The organism is Pseudomonas sp. KK4 (assembly GCF_001984065.1).
Lineage (GTDB): Bacteria > Pseudomonadota > Gammaproteobacteria > Pseudomonadales > Pseudomonadaceae > Aquipseudomonas.
This window is the reverse complement of record NZ_LYVP01000128.1, coordinates 1-13,810: the sequence shown is the minus strand read 5'-3', so window position 1 is coordinate 13,810 and position 13,810 is coordinate 1. Positions and strand designations below refer to the sequence as shown.

The window sequence follows — 13,810 nt, the reverse complement described above, 5'->3', positions numbered from 1 at the left end:
ACTTTTTTTTGGCGTTTGAAAAAAAAGTGAGTCGCCGTCAGGGCGAAACCATAAGCAGCCGTTACCGAAGAAATGGATAGGTACCCGTCAGCAAGAGCCAGGTCGGCTACCAGGCCGCCATCGCGAGCAAGCCCGCTCCCACAAAAGCAACGACCTACAGCCCCAACCGAAACTGCTTCGGCGTAATCCCGAACTGCTTGCGAAACGCCCGGATGAAATTGCTCGGCTGACGATACCCCAACCGCTCGGCAATCCGCTCAATGGGCTGATCCCCCGCCGTCAGCCAGTGCCGCGCCATCTCCAGACTGTCGCTGCGGACATGCTGCGTCCCCTGCGCCTGCCAATGCCGCAACATGCTCTGATGCAAAAACGGATTGGCCCCCAGCAACGGCTCATCAAGGCTGGCCAGCGGCATGCTCAGGCACGGATGGGCACCGTGACACACCTCGATGCCGACACTGCGCAACCACGCCCCGGCCGCCTGCTCCGGGGTCAGGGTTACCCCCATGAACGCCTCGCCCGGCGCCCGCCCCAGGCGTCGGGCGATGTTGCGGACCAGGCTCAGCGTCGCCGCATCCAGGCCGAAGAAATGAGGTTTGTGCAGGGCCCCTCGCAAGTGCAAGCGGGCCTGCCCGTCGACTTCCTCAAGCTGCGCCACCACGTAGTTGGTGACACGGGGCAGGAACTCGGTGAAGCACGCCAGGCTCACGCGCAGGGTCGCGGCGGAGTCCAGCAGGATGTTCAGCCCTTGCAGGCTGTCGGTCGCCATGGCATTGACCAGCTCACAGCCAAAGGTCGGCCCCGCCCCCAACCGTTCGCATTCGTGCCACAGCTGTTCGACCAGGTGCGCCGGCACCCGAAGCCCCGGGCCTTCGAGCAGCGACAGGCAGATCCCGGCGCGTTGCAGCAACTGCTGCTGACACAGCCCGGAACGTTGCGCATGGCTGAGGATGGTGCGGGTGAAAGCGCTGGAGGCGAAGGTTTGACTGGTCATGGCGAACGGCGACAGAAAAGACAGGCAGGTACTTATGCCAGCCTCTACACTATCGATCAAATGCATTAAAAGTATCCAACAAATGCAGGAGACGCATGATGGATCTAAGGCAGCTTCGCCACTTGGTGGCCCTGGCCGATTACCGCAGCTTTGGCCGCGCCGCCGAAGCGATCAACCTCAGTCAACCGGCGTTCAGCCGCAGCATCCAGACCCTGGAACGGGATCTCGATTGCGTGCTGGTGGAACGCAGCAGCCGCGAATTTCGTCTGACCGGTCAGGGCGAACTGGTGCTGCAACACGCCCGGCGCCTGCTGGCGGGCAGTCAGGCCTTGCACAACGAATTGACCCAGTACAACGGCCTGACCGGTGGCGAACTGCGCTTCGGTTGCGGCCCCTACCCCGCGCAGCTGTTGGTGCCCGAAGCACTGGCCGAATTCATCCAGGCGCACCCGGCGGTACGCATCAGTTTTCACCAGGGCGACTGGGAACAATTGGCCCTGTGGATGCGCGAACAGCAGATCGAATTCCTGGTGGCCGATTCGCGCTATTTCACCGGCGAACCCCAGTACCAGGTGCAGCTGTTGCGACCCCGACGCGGACGGTTTTTTTGCCGCATCGACCACCCCCTGGCCCAGCACGAACAGCTGTCGCTGCGCGCCCTGCTCGGCTATGCCGTGGTCGGCACGCGCATCCCGCCGATGATCCGCAAGATCCTCGCCGACGTGCAGGGCGAGCCGGACTTCAACCCCACGGTCGAATGCGCACAATTCGACGCCATCCGCCGGGTGGTGATGCGCTCCGACGCGGTGGGCATCGCCACCATGGAAGCCCTGGCGGAAATGGTCGACCAGGGCCTCATCCGCCTGCTGGAATTTGCCGACGTGCCCACCGACGACCCGGGTTTGCAGCTGCATTACGGCATCGTCAGCCGCGTGGGTTATTCCCTGACCCCGGCGGCGCAGGCGATGGTGGAGGCGATCATCCAGGTCGACAACCGCTTGCTAGCGAACACAACCCGCCCCCTGCAGGAGCGAGCATGCTCGCGATGAACGTCGGGACAACGCGGGCATTCAGACAGCCATCATTATCGTTGACGACCATCGCGAGCATGCTCGCTCCTACAGTCATGCGCGGCGTGCCATCGCCTGCAACGCCCGTGACTCACCCAGCGCCCGCAACAGGCAATGCATCGCTTCCTCACGACCGCGCTCGAAGCGATAACGCGATTCGATGTACAACGCCAGTTTCAGCTCCACCCTTTCCTCCAGTGGCAACGGCACGTGCTGCAGGCCCAGCACGCCGGCCACGCGACTGGGCAGGCTCATGCCGAAGGGTTGCCGATCGGCGATCAACCGCGCGGCCAGGGTGCTCTGGGTACTGGCCGCCAAGGTGCGGCGCAGGCCCTTGAGGCCCAGGTGCAAGTCCACCGGGTTGAGCCCGTCGCGGCGGCTGGAAATCTGGATCTGCGGCTGCTGCAGATAAGCCTCCAGGGTGCGCGGCGGTTCCTTGAGCCCGGCGCCGTAGGCGAACACGTAATGGTCGGCGGGCAGCATCTGTTTGTGCAATCCGGCCAGGCCGGCCAGGGGTTGGTCGAGGTCGATCAGGATGTCCAGCTTACCGCTGGCCAGCTCCTGCAAGGCATCACGACGGCGCGGCTGGAAGTAACGCACCTGCCAATCGGCGTGGGGCGATTCGAGCAGCGCATCGAGCAGTACCGGTTGCAGGCAATCCAGGCAACTGATGCGCAACACCGGGTTGTTCTGCCGCGCCGCGGGGATCATGCGCAAGCCGTCGCGCAACGATTCCAGAGCGGCGCGCACGTAGTCGGCCAGGCGATGGGCGACCAGGGTCGGGGTCACGCCCAGGCGGCTCTTGATGAACAGCGGATCGCCGCACAATTCCCGCAGTCGGCGCAGCGCATTGCTCATGGCCGGCTGCGACAGGCACATCACTTCGGCGGCGCGGGTGACGCTGCGCTGCTGGTAAATCGCGTCGAAGGCGAGCAGCAGGTTCAGGTCGAGCTGGCGTAAATCAAGCATGGTCTTGCTCCGGCAAATCGCTTAACGTCGAGCAGCCTAACCAGTGTTCCGTCACTCGCTGTGAGCCCTACATGACAAAAAGCGATCAGCCTCCACTGAATGCGTTCTACGCCCCCACCCTGCTGCCAGCCATCGAAGAATTGCTCGCGCGGGGCATTGCCCGAGACGCCATCGAAGCACTGTTCCGGCGCAGCCTGTTCGAGTTGCGCGCCCCGTTCATGCGGGTGCCGCTGTGCCTGTCGCGACGCTTCTGGAGCTTTGCCGTCGAGCAGACCGGCGACCCCTTGATCGGTGTGGCGGCGGGCCGACGTTTCGTGTCCACCGCCACCAATGGCCTGACGTACCTGTTCGACGTCGCGGCCTCACTGGACAGTGCCTGTCAGTATTTCGAGCGTTTCTTCCCCTTCTTCAACGGCCACTTCCAGGCGCAGATCGTGCGGGACCCGGGGCATGTCGAACTGCGCCTGCTCGACGGCGGCAGCGTGAAAGCCCTGGCGCCGACCACCGATTACATCCTCATCAGCCTGTGCAGCATGCTGCGCCGCAAGTTCCTGGCCAGTGGCCTGGCGCGCGATCCGATCCTGGGCGTGGGCCTGGCCGGAACGTGCCGGGCAGAGCCGCAGGCGTATGAACAAGCGTTCCGCGCCCCGGTGCTATGGGGCCAGGCGCAGCCTTCAATCCGCCTTGATCCGCAGTTGTTCGTCACGGCGCTGACACCGGGCAATCATGAGCTTGAACACACCCTGGTCGAACTGCTGGAACAGACCCGGCGCAACAGCGAACCGACCCTGCTCGAACAGGCCAGCGACTACTTGATCAGCGACCTGGCCGGGGCCGACTGGCAGCAGTTCTGTGCCTCGCGGCATCTGATCGAACGCACGGCCGCACGCCGCTTGAAGGCGCTGGGCTGGCGGTTTTCCGAGTTGCTGGATGAGTACCGCCGATGCCGCGCCGAAGACCTGTTGCAGGCGGGGGAACTGGAGCTGGTGGAGATTTCCGATCGGCTGGGGTACAGCGATGTGCAGAGTTTCAACCGGGCGTGTTTGCGATGGCTGGGGTGTGCGCCGGGGGTGTATCGGGCGCGGTGGGTACAGCCGGCAGTTCAGGGATGACTGGAACGACGCCTCCGCGAGCAAGCCCGCTCCCACAGTGGATCACCGTCACCTGTGAGACCGGGCTTGCTCGCGATGGCGGTGTATCAGGCCACGAGGAGGTTGAATGCGCCGACGTCTTCGCGAGCAAGCCCGCTCCCACATGGGATCATCGTCACCTGTGGGAGCGGGCTTGCTCGCGAAGAGGCCCGCCCGGACAACAAAAAATCTACTGCCCCACCGCCACACGGGTCGCCGCCTGCCCCGGCGTCACAATGCTGTTGAGGTCGATGTGCTTCCACTGGGGCTTGGCCCCCAACCGCGCATTGAACCGATAGTTGAACGTGAAATCATCGGCCGTCGCCACACTCAACGGCTTGCCATAAACCGCCTCCACCCCTGCCAGGTCGTAGCCCATCAGCTGCAGCAAAGTCGGGAAGATGTTGTAGTGGCTGGAGCGGTCCTTGTTGCCGGCCAACTGCGCCTGCCAGTCCAGGGTCTTCAAGCCTTCGCCCTGGATCACCACCAGCGGCACCAGCCCCTCTTCCTCCACAGGGTCGCCGCCGCAATGGGTGTTCAGCCCCGGGTTGCCGCGCTCGTGCAGGTCCTGGCCGTGATCGGAGGTGTAGATCAACAAGGCGTTGTTGAGGTTGGCCTGGGCAAACACCCGGGAGAAGAACTCGCCGACGTTCCACAACAGGGTGTTCTTGTAGGCATTGCGGTACAGCACCCAGTCATCGGGCTGGCCATTGAAACCGTTGCGTTCGCCGGTGTCCGCCACCTCGACGAACTGCCCGCGAGGCAGGGTCGGCCGATAGGCCATGAAGCCATCGGGGTATTTGTCGTGCACCGGGAAATGCGCGCCGACCTTGTTGATGATCACCAATTGCGACTGATCGTCGTTGAGCAATTCGATCAATTTCGCCGCTGCCGCCATGTCGCGGTCGCGCACGCTGGTCTGGTCGAACTGCACGAACTGGTCGATGTCCCTTTTTTCGGTTTCGCTCATCAGGTTCTGCAGGTTGCCACCGGTGCGCTGGGCGTCGATGTAAACGGTGTGCAAGCCGGCCTTTTTTGCGTACTGCCAGATCGACGGCAGGGTGCTGTTGATGCGCACGTAGTCGGCGCGGGTGCCGCCGTAGCGCAAGGTGACATTGGTATCGACGCTGCAATTGGCGATCGAGGCGGCGTAGCCGTAGTTGTAGATCGCAACACCCGCGCGAGGCTCCTTGAGGTTGCTGCGCACACCGAACGGCGCGTTGATGTCCAGATAATTGCCGGAAATGCTCTCGTCAATGATCAGCACGATGTCGTGGCCCACCGGCTGATCAGTGCGCGTCAACGTCACCGGCTCCCGGGGGCCTACCGTGTTGTGCAGCGACTCATAGGCAAACAGGTTCAGGTAGGCCAGCGGCGTGTACATCTGCGGCAGGCCCCGCGCGCCCTCCCCGGCACGCACGAACAACACGGCGCTTAGCAACAACACCCCCAGCAGCGGCGCCGCCACCAACGCAGGCCCCGGCACAGGCAGACGCCGGCGCGGCTTGAGACCAATACCCAATAACAGCGGCACGCCGCCGAGCACGCCAGCAATGATCGCATCGCGATACTGGTACAGCGCCTCTTCGATGAACCCGCCGGAATACACCAGCGACACGAAACTGCTGTAGGTCAGGTAGTCAGCGGTGACCCGCGTATACACGTCGAAGAACACCGCCGCAGCACACATCACCAGGGCCAATGCATGACGGATCAGTGCCCGGCGTATGTAGGCCGTCATGAATAGCGCAACCGTCAAAACGACAAACATCCCCGCAAACAACACCAGCGGGAAGCCTATGCCCACCGCACTTATACGACCAAAGTAATAGTCGTAATGAGTGGCGAAATAGACAGCTATTAATATTTCCTTCAGATATCGATTCATTAGCGCTTCTTTGCCCGTTTTTGGGTCAGCGAAAGGTGGCCGGCCATTTTTTGACACTAGCACTGCGCCATCGAAGTGCAACATACGGGGTTTCACCGGGTGAAAGCGTCAAAAAAAAGATGCCTCATTTCTGACACACTAATGTTGCTACAACCCTTGTATTACGCGGCTTTTGACCGTTTATCGCTTTCTCGGAAAAGTTTTTCTGGCGCTGAATTTCCAGTAATTCGAACAGGGGCAAGCACTTGATGGCCATTGGCCCCCCAACACTGGGGGTGTCTTACCCTTTTTACATGTCAGTTTGCTGACACGCTTTTCCAAGGCTGGTCTATACCCCATTTGTGACTCTCATTTCTGATCTTTCCACCGGCTTACGAGGCACGCCAATATGGACGTGAGCGTATTTGGTACGGGCTATGTTGGCCTGATACAAGCAGCGGCACTGGCCGATGTCGGACATCGCGTCCTATGTGTCGACATCGATCCGAACAAGATCAAGCAACTGCAGCAAGCCGTACCGCCGATCAGCGAACCGGGCCTCTCGAGTACGCTGGAAGAAAACATCAAGGCCGGACGGTTGCTGTTCTCCACCCAGGCCAGCGATGCGGTCGAACACGGCGAGCTGATCTTCATCGCGGTGGGCACGCCGGCCGATGAGGACGGCTCCGCCGATCTGAGCCATGTGCTGACCGTAGCCCGGCAGATCGCCAGTTTCATGGAGGCCGATCGCACCCTGATCATCAAGTCCACAGTGCCAGTCGGAACCGCCGATCAGGTGGCGGCCACCGCCCGCCAGGAACTGCAACGGCGTGACAAGGGTTCGCTGGACGTGCGGGTCGTGTCCAACCCGGAGTTTCTCAAGGAAGGCAGTGCCCTGGCCGATTGCATGCGCCCGGACCGGATCATCATCGGCACCGGCGACGACACCGCCCGCAGCCAGATGAGCGAACTGTACGCCCCCTTCTGCCGCAACCATGAAAAGCTCATGTTCATGGACAACCGCAGCGCCGAGCTGACCAAGTACGCGGCCAATGCGATGCTCGCTACCCGCATCAGCTTCATGAACGAACTGGCCAACCTCACCGAGCTGCTGGGGGCCGATATCGAAGCGGTGCGCAAGGGCATCGGCTCGGATCCGCGCATCGGTTACCACTTCATTTACCCCGGCTGCGGCTTCGGCGGCTCGTGCTTCCCCAAGGACCTGCGCGCCCTGCTGCACACCGCCGAACACAACGGCATGCCCCTGCGCCTGTTGCGCAGCGTCACCGACGTCAACGACAGCCAGCGCCACATCCTGTTCAGCAAACTCAAGGCGCAGTTCCCCCAGGGCCTGGCCGGCAAATCCATCGCCATCTGGGGCCTGGCGTTCAAGCCCAACACCGATGACATGCGTGAAGCGCCCAGCCGCTACCTGATGGACGCGTTGTGGGCCGAAGGCGCCAGCGTGCAGGCCTACGACCCGGAAGCCATGTCCGAGTGCCGGCGCCTCTATGGCTATCGCAATGATCTGCACCTGTGCGCCACCCGCGACGACACCCTGGAAGATGCCGATGCGCTGGTGATTTGCACTGAATGGAAAAACTTCCGCGTGGTGGATTTCGACCTGCTGGCCAGCAAGCTGCGCTCACGGGTGATCATCGACGGGCGCAACCTGTACAACCCCGAGCACGTCGCCGCCGCCGGCCTGCACTACAGTGGCATCGGCCTGCGCCATGTCGCGCCCGAGGTCTTGCGCCCATGAAGATCCTCGTGACCGGAGCCGCCGGATTCATTGGTGCCCACTGTGTGTTGCGGCTGTTGCGCGACGGGCATCAGGTGATCGGGCTGGACAACTTCAACGACTACTACGACCCGCAGCTCAAGCACGATCGCGTGCGCTGGGTACGGGAGCAGGCCGGCCCTTTCCAGCTCGATACGATTGACCTGGCCGATGCCGCGGCCATCGAGACCCTGTTTGCCCGCGAACAGCCGCACGTGGTGATCAACCTCGCGGCCCAGGCCGGGGTGCGTTATTCGCTGGACAATCCCCGGGCCTACCTCGACAGCAACCTCAATGGCTTCCTGAACATTCTGGAAAGCTGCCGCCGGCACCCGGTCCGGCACCTGGTCTACGCCTCGTCGAGTTCGGTGTACGGCGCCAACCAGCGCACGCCCTACTCGGTGCGTGACGGGGTGGATCATCCGCTGTCGCTGTACGCCGCGACCAAAAAAGCCAACGAGCTGATGGCCCACAGCTACAGCCACCTGTTCGGCATTCCCTGCACCGGCCTGCGCTTCTTCACGGTGTACGGTCCCTGGGGCCGGCCCGACATGTCACCGATCCAGTTTGCCCGGGCGATCAACGAAGGCACCCCACTGAAGCTGTTCAACCATGGCCAGCACCAGCGCGACTTCACCTACATCGACGACATCGTCGAAAGCATCGCCCGCCTGATCGATCGCGCCCCGCAGGCCGACCCGCAATGGGACCGCGATCAACCGGACCCGGCCAGCAGCATGGCGCCCTGGCGGATCTACAACATCGGCGGCCAGCACCCGGTGGAACTCAAGACCTACCTGGCACTGTTGGAAAAACACCTGGGACGCAAAGCCCGGGTCCAGTTGCTGCCCCTGCAACCGGGCGATGTGCTCAACACCTGCGCCGATGCCAGCGACCTGGCACGCGCCACCGGTTTCCAGCCACGTATCGAGCTGGATGAAGGACTCGGGCGCTTCGTTGCCTGGTTCCGCGACTACTACCCACTGCCTGTCGCCCATGCCGCTCGCGGCTCAAGCCTGTGGAGGACCGATTGATGACTGGACATGAAAAAGGCATACCGCTGCAACAGTTGCGCCGTGACAAACGCCTGGACCCCGACCAACGAATGCGCCTCGACGCCGCGATCCACATGCAGGGCCGCGGCTGGATGACAGGCCGTGACGGTGGCCGGCCATGGACCTTGTCGCGCACCAATCGCATCGTCGCCTGCCTGGGCGCACTGTCGATCCTGGTGCTGATGTCCCCGCTGCTGCTGGGCCTGGCGCTGGCGATCAAGCTGACCAGCCCGGGGCCGGTGATGTTCGTGCAAAAACGCACCGGTTACCGCGGGCGCATGTTCGGCATGTTCAAGTTCCGCACCATGGTGGCCAACGCCGAAGAACTCAAGGAGTCGCTGCGCCACCTGAACAAGCACGGTGCCGACGCCATCGACTTCAAGATCGACAAGGACCCGCGCATCACCGGCATCGGCGGCTTCCTGCGCCGCACCAGCCTCGATGAGCTGCCCAACCTGATCAACGTAGTGACCGGCGACATGCGCCTGGTCGGCCCACGGCCCACCTCGTTCAACGCCTATCGCTACAAGGACAATCATTTGGCGCGCCTGAGCATCTACCCCGGCATGACCGGCCTGTGGCAGATCTCCGGGCGCAGCAATATCGACTTCGACCAGCGCGTTGAGTTGGACCTCAGCTATATCGCCGAGCAGAGCCTGCTGCTTGATCTGAAGATCCTGTTGAAAACCCCCTTCAAAGTATTCAGCGGCCACGGAGCAAGCTAATGGACGGTTCAACTGCAAAGAGTCTCAGCATCGCCAACCCCAGCGAATCGAACCTGGCTTCGACCGTGCTCGATCAGGATCTGCGCATCCTGTTCATCACCGCCGCCAACCCCGGCGCAGGCACGACCACCAGCGCCCTGGCGCTGGCCAGCCAACTGGCGCAAATGAGCAGCGGCCAGGTGCTGCTGGTGGACGCCAGCCAGTCGACGACCAACCTCACCCAGCAGCTTGGGTTAACCAAAGAACGCGGTTTGCGCGACCTGCTGTTCAACACCCAGAGCCCGCCGCTGTTGCAGGACTGCGTGGTGGACGTGTCGAGCCTGCCGTTTCACGTGCTGCCCAACGGGCGATTTGCCCGGGGCAACGAGCACCTGACCCCGGAGATTCTGGGACCGTTGCTCGACCAGCTCGGCAGCCGTTATCGATTCGTGGTGATTGACGGAGACGCGGTGTATTCGGCCGCCGACACCCTGGTCATCAGCACTCAGGTCGATGGCGTGATCATGGTCGTGCGTGCCGAGGACACCCGCTGGGAAGTGGCCCAGGCCGCCGTGCAGCGCCTGACCCAGGCCGGGGCGAAACTGGTCGGCAGCGTCTTCAATCGGCGCAAGTACTACATGCCCAAGTGGCTCTACAAAAACCTGTAACGCAACCGCAAGAAGGATGACGCCATGAACGCCAAAATGCTTGTCCTGCTGTTGCTGCCGCTTGCAGGTTGCACCAGCACTTCCGACACCCAGAACATGCCGGTCAATATCCTCACGGCCTCGCCGGCCAACGCCCAGGCCACCGACATGCCCAAGGTCGAACAGACCCTGCGCCCACAGGACGTGCTGGACGTGATCTTCCACATCAGCACCAGCGGCTCGGATGCCTACCGCATTCAGTCCGGTGACCAGATCGGCCTGAACTTCACCGCCGCCAGCCAGCTCAACGGCAATCAGCTGGTACTGCCCGATGGCAGCATCGAACTGCCGGGCGCCAACACCTCGGTGAAAATCGCCGGTATGACCTCCGAGCAGGCACGGGAGGAAATCCAGCGCGCCTATCAACGCAAGCAATTGTTCCAGCCCAACCGCAATCAGCTGACCGTGCAGATCATCAGCCCGCTGACCAACGAGCAGAACCTGAAAAACGCGCTGAACCACCCGGCCACCGGCATGAGCCGCGAGATCACCGTGGGCACCGACGGCTACGCCAGTTTCCCCGAGATCGGCGCCGTGCCGCTGCAAGGCATGACCGTCAATCAACTGGAAACCTTCCTCAACAAACGCTACGCGCAACTGCCGGGCAGGATGACGGTGGACGTGCTGCTCAAGTCCACCGCCGGCAACGAGATCTATGTGCTGGGCGAAGTCGGACAGCCCGGCTCCTACCCGATCCGCCGCCCGGTCTCGGTGCTCGAAGCCCTGACCCTGGCCCGGGGTTCGAACGTCAAGGCGCGCCTGGATTCGGTGGTGATCATGCGGCGCAACGGCAACCAGGTCCAGGCCCAGCGCTACGACGTGGAAAAAGCCCTGGCCGGCGATGCCTCGCAGATCGCCTATCTGCAACCGGACGACATGCTCTACGTGCCCAAGACCAAGCTGGCCAGCGCCGGCGACCTGGCGCGACAACTGGCCGACGTGGTGTTGTTCCAGGGCGTGGGCTTCAGCTTCGGCTACCGCGTCGACAACAAAGACAGCAGCAACTGACCCTCAGGTGACCCGCCATGAACCCAAAGGAAAACTACCTGCACGAGTTCTTCAGGATCTTTTTCGCCAACAAACAAATGGTGAAACGAGTATTCCTGGTCTTTGCAGTGATCGCCCTGGTCTTGCCGCTGGTGCTCAAACAGAGCTTCGATATCACCGCGCAGGTGATCGTGCAATCCAAGAAACTCTCACAGGGTGACGCCACCACGTCGCTGAATCAGGAGAACGCGCAATTCATTCCGCCGTCGCTGGCGGACATGGAAACCGAGAGCAATATTCTGCGTTCGCCGGCGTTGATTCGCCAGACCATCAGCGAGCTGCGGGACAAAGGTGAGTACACCCCGCCTGTCAGCCTTCTCAAGAAACTGGTCGCCCAGCCTTTCAAAACATACGTCAGCACACCGCTGCGAGAACACGTCATCAACCCGATGAAGGCCGCGTTGGGCATGGAGACCGACCCGGTGCGTGACACCACGCTCGATGGCTTGACCCAGGAGGCCATCGACAGCCTGAAGATCGAAACCCTGCCCGGCTCCAACGTGATCTCGATCATCTACAGCTTCCCCGATCCGGCACAAGGCACCCGGTTTGTCGCGTCGCTGTTGCAGAACTACCTGGTCAGCCGTCAGGCGCTGCAATCGATCGACCTTCCGCAGAGCTTCTACGAAACCAAGAAAACCCAATACCAGGTGCGCCTCAACGGCCTGGAAGACGAGCGCCAGACCTTGCTCGGTGCCGTCGGCTCGTCCGATCCCAAGGAAGAGATCACCTTCCGCCTCAACGCCATCAACACCGAGGAGCAGGCACTCAACCTGTACCGCGATCGCCTGCTGCAAAGCCAACGCTGGCTCGATTACCTGAAAACCAGCCTGGCCGCCGCCAAGGACAACAAGCTCAACGACTACACCTTCCCCTACACCTTCACCACCACCGTGGACAACGTGGCGTTTGAAGATCGCGAGATCAAGCAGATGGGTGAGGCGCTGACCGCCCAGGTCAGCCGCTATATGAACGACCTGGCGATCTTCCAGCCCGGCAGTGAGCCGATGCTGTTGACCCGCGAGCAAATCGCCCGCACCCGTCAGCAGTTCCTCAAGGTGGTGAGCAACCGGATTCAGGAGCGCACCAACGACCTGGCGATTGTCAGCTCGGTGATCGACCAGAAGACCGCGCGCATCGCCGAATTCAAGGACCGTATCCATCAGTTGCAGGAAACCCAGAGCAAGCTGCGCCAACTGGACACCGAGATCGATGCCCTGCATGCAGCGTTCTCTACCTATGCCCAACGCTTCGCCGAAAGCAGCACCGCCCGCTCGCTGGACAACGACCTGTCCAACGCCCGGGTCCTGAGCCCACCCTTCGAGCCCACCGAAGCGGCGTTTCCAAAACCGCTGTTGATCATCCCGTTCGGGCTGTTCACCGGTCTGCTGCTGGCGATTGCCCTGGTCTACGTGCGTGAGTTCTTCGATCACCGCTTCAAGGCGCCGGCGCAAATCACCCACGAATTGGGCCTGCCGGTGCTGCTGGTGATCAACGATCAGAACGCCGAGCCGGGCAACCCGCACAAGAACTGGAGCGTGCCGGGGTTCGTCCATTGGGTACGCAATTGAACGCGCCCCTGCCCTCGGAGCACGGCAAACCTTCGCTGCCGATCATTCATTTGCTCAGCAGTGGCGGGTTCTACGGTGCCGAGCGGATGTTGCTCGACCACTGCCTGGCGACGCCAGGGCAGCATCAGGTGCTGTTTCTCAATGCACCGTATGAGCTGCTCGCACGGTTTCGCGAGGCCGGGGTGGACTGTCGCGGTTGCACCGGGCTGGGGGCGTTGCTGGCGCATTTGCGTCAGCGGCGGGCCGAGCGGCCGCTGCTCAACGCGCACAATTTCAAGGGCCTGTTGTTCGGTTGGGTCGGCGCAACCCTGTTGCGCCTGCCCCTGGTGATCACCCAGCACGGTTTCACCCCGCGCAGCCGCAAGCAGAAGTTCTACACCTGGCTGAGCCTGCAGCTGTGCCGCACCGCGGTGGTCAATCGGGTGGTGTGCGTCGCCGAGAGCATCGCCACGCTGTGCCGTCAGGCCAGCGTGCGGGCCGAGAAGCTGCAGGTGATTCCCAATGGTTTGCCGGCACTGGAGCAAGGGGAGGGACTGCTACGCAGCCCAACGGGGATAAATCCCCTCACCACACGCTGGCTGGCCGGTTACGTCGGGCGCTTGAGCCGTGAAAAAGGCCCCGACCTGTTTCTCGATGCGCTGATTGCGCTGTGCCGGCAGTACCCGCAACTGGATGCGGTGATGCTTGGCGACGGCCCGGAGCGCGACAGCCTGCTGGCGCGCATCCACGAGGCCGGGTTGCAGGGGCGCATCCGTTTGCCGGGCTACCAGGTCGACATGGCCCCCTGGTGGCGGCAACTCGACGCACTGGTGATCAGCTCGCGCACCGAGGGCACGCCGATGATTCTGCTCGAAGCCATGCAGGCCGGGGTCCCGGTGGTGGCGTTCGGTGTCGGCGGGATTCCCGATGTACTGCA

The 13,810-nt window shown here is 62.6% G+C and carries 12 protein-coding genes; 9 read left to right on the top strand and 3 right to left on the bottom strand.

Annotation, left to right across the window (positions count from 1 at the left end; genetic code table 11):
* Positions 1-154: 154 nt before the first annotated feature.
* A complete protein-coding gene (locus B0W55_RS25580) occupies positions 155-1,060 on the bottom strand; it encodes an AraC family transcriptional regulator (protein WP_256576399.1) in 906 nt (301 codons plus the stop codon).
* Between the two features lie 32 nt (positions 1,061-1,092).
* Here B0W55_RS25580 and B0W55_RS25575 point away from each other — a divergent pair, with 32 nt between their 5' ends.
* On the top strand, positions 1,093-2,043 hold the full coding sequence (locus tag B0W55_RS25575) for a LysR family transcriptional regulator (protein ID WP_077048698.1): 951 nt from the start codon (positions 1,093-1,095) through the stop codon (positions 2,041-2,043).
* A gap of 75 nt (positions 2,044-2,118) precedes the next feature.
* Here the strand turns inward: B0W55_RS25575 and B0W55_RS25570 are convergent, their stop codons facing one another.
* Positions 2,119-3,033 (bottom strand): LysR family transcriptional regulator, encoded by a 915-nt coding sequence (locus B0W55_RS25570; RefSeq protein ID WP_077048697.1) that lies wholly within the window; start codon positions 3,031-3,033, stop codon positions 2,119-2,121.
* Positions 3,034-3,104: 71 nt separating this feature from the next.
* Here B0W55_RS25570 and B0W55_RS25565 point away from each other — a divergent pair, with 71 nt between their 5' ends.
* Positions 3,105-4,145 (top strand): AraC family transcriptional regulator, encoded by a 1,041-nt coding sequence (locus tag B0W55_RS25565; protein ID WP_077048696.1) that lies wholly within the window; start codon positions 3,105-3,107, stop codon positions 4,143-4,145.
* 208 nt (positions 4,146-4,353) lie between these two features.
* Here the strand turns inward: B0W55_RS25565 and B0W55_RS25560 are convergent, their stop codons facing one another.
* The gene (locus tag B0W55_RS25560) at positions 4,354-6,051 is read right to left on the bottom strand and encodes a sulfatase-like hydrolase/transferase (RefSeq protein ID WP_077048695.1); all 1,698 of its coding nucleotides are present in this window, start codon (positions 6,049-6,051) and stop codon (positions 4,354-4,356) included.
* 388 nt (positions 6,052-6,439) lie between these two features.
* Here B0W55_RS25560 and B0W55_RS25555 point away from each other — a divergent pair, with 388 nt between their 5' ends.
* The 7 genes from B0W55_RS25555 to B0W55_RS25525 form a co-directional block, all read left to right on the top strand.
* Complete coding sequence (locus B0W55_RS25555) at positions 6,440-7,792, top strand: UDP-glucose/GDP-mannose dehydrogenase family protein (protein WP_077048694.1); 1,353 nt, start codon at positions 6,440-6,442, stop codon at positions 7,790-7,792.
* Positions 7,789-8,844, top strand: coding sequence for an NAD-dependent epimerase (locus B0W55_RS25550; RefSeq protein WP_077048693.1), 1,056 nt, complete (start codon positions 7,789-7,791; stop codon positions 8,842-8,844). The genes B0W55_RS25555 and B0W55_RS25550 overlap by 4 nt, the downstream gene beginning before the upstream one ends.
* Positions 8,844-9,590 (top strand): sugar transferase, encoded by a 747-nt coding sequence (locus B0W55_RS25545; protein ID WP_077048692.1) that lies wholly within the window; start codon positions 8,844-8,846, stop codon positions 9,588-9,590. The genes B0W55_RS25550 and B0W55_RS25545 overlap by 1 nt, the downstream gene beginning before the upstream one ends.
* A complete protein-coding gene (locus B0W55_RS25540; RefSeq protein WP_077048691.1) occupies positions 9,590-10,237 on the top strand; it encodes a CpsD/CapB family tyrosine-protein kinase in 648 nt (215 codons plus the stop codon). Before B0W55_RS25545 ends, B0W55_RS25540 begins: the two co-directional genes overlap by 1 nt.
* A 24-nt stretch (positions 10,238-10,261) precedes the next feature.
* Complete coding sequence (locus tag B0W55_RS25535; RefSeq protein WP_077048690.1) at positions 10,262-11,284, top strand: polysaccharide biosynthesis/export family protein; 1,023 nt, start codon at positions 10,262-10,264, stop codon at positions 11,282-11,284.
* Positions 11,285-11,301: 17 nt separating this feature from the next.
* Positions 11,302-12,894 (top strand): Wzz/FepE/Etk N-terminal domain-containing protein, encoded by a 1,593-nt coding sequence (locus tag B0W55_RS25530; protein ID WP_077048689.1) that lies wholly within the window; start codon positions 11,302-11,304, stop codon positions 12,892-12,894.
* Positions 12,879-13,810: glycosyltransferase (locus B0W55_RS25525; RefSeq protein ID WP_371807297.1), on the top strand; the 932-nt coding region annotated here is incomplete at its 3' end. The genes B0W55_RS25530 and B0W55_RS25525, both read left to right, overlap by 16 nt.

What these genes read in the sequence shown, in the direction of transcription:
- B0W55_RS25580 (WP_256576399.1), bottom strand. Translation starts at nt 1,060, where the DNA reads ATGCATTTGATCGATAGTGTAGAGGCTGGCATAAGTACCTGCCTGTCT.
- B0W55_RS25575 (WP_077048698.1), top strand. Translation starts at nt 1,093, where the DNA reads ATGGATCTAAGGCAGCTTCGCCACTTGGTGGCCCTGGCCGATTACCGC.
- B0W55_RS25570 (WP_077048697.1), bottom strand. Translation starts at nt 3,033, where the DNA reads ATGCTTGATTTACGCCAGCTCGACCTGAACCTGCTGCTCGCCTTCGAC.
- B0W55_RS25565 (WP_077048696.1), top strand. Translation starts at nt 3,105, where the DNA reads ATGACAAAAAGCGATCAGCCTCCACTGAATGCGTTCTACGCCCCCACC.
- B0W55_RS25560 (WP_077048695.1), bottom strand. Translation starts at nt 6,051, where the DNA reads ATGAATCGATATCTGAAGGAAATATTAATAGCTGTCTATTTCGCCACT.
- B0W55_RS25555 (WP_077048694.1), top strand. Translation starts at nt 6,440, where the DNA reads ATGGACGTGAGCGTATTTGGTACGGGCTATGTTGGCCTGATACAAGCA.
- B0W55_RS25550 (WP_077048693.1), top strand. Translation starts at nt 7,789, where the DNA reads ATGAAGATCCTCGTGACCGGAGCCGCCGGATTCATTGGTGCCCACTGT.
- B0W55_RS25545 (WP_077048692.1), top strand. Translation starts at nt 8,844, where the DNA reads ATGACTGGACATGAAAAAGGCATACCGCTGCAACAGTTGCGCCGTGAC.
- B0W55_RS25540 (WP_077048691.1), top strand. Translation starts at nt 9,590, where the DNA reads ATGGACGGTTCAACTGCAAAGAGTCTCAGCATCGCCAACCCCAGCGAA.
- B0W55_RS25535 (WP_077048690.1), top strand. Translation starts at nt 10,262, where the DNA reads ATGAACGCCAAAATGCTTGTCCTGCTGTTGCTGCCGCTTGCAGGTTGC.
- B0W55_RS25530 (WP_077048689.1), top strand. Translation starts at nt 11,302, where the DNA reads ATGAACCCAAAGGAAAACTACCTGCACGAGTTCTTCAGGATCTTTTTC.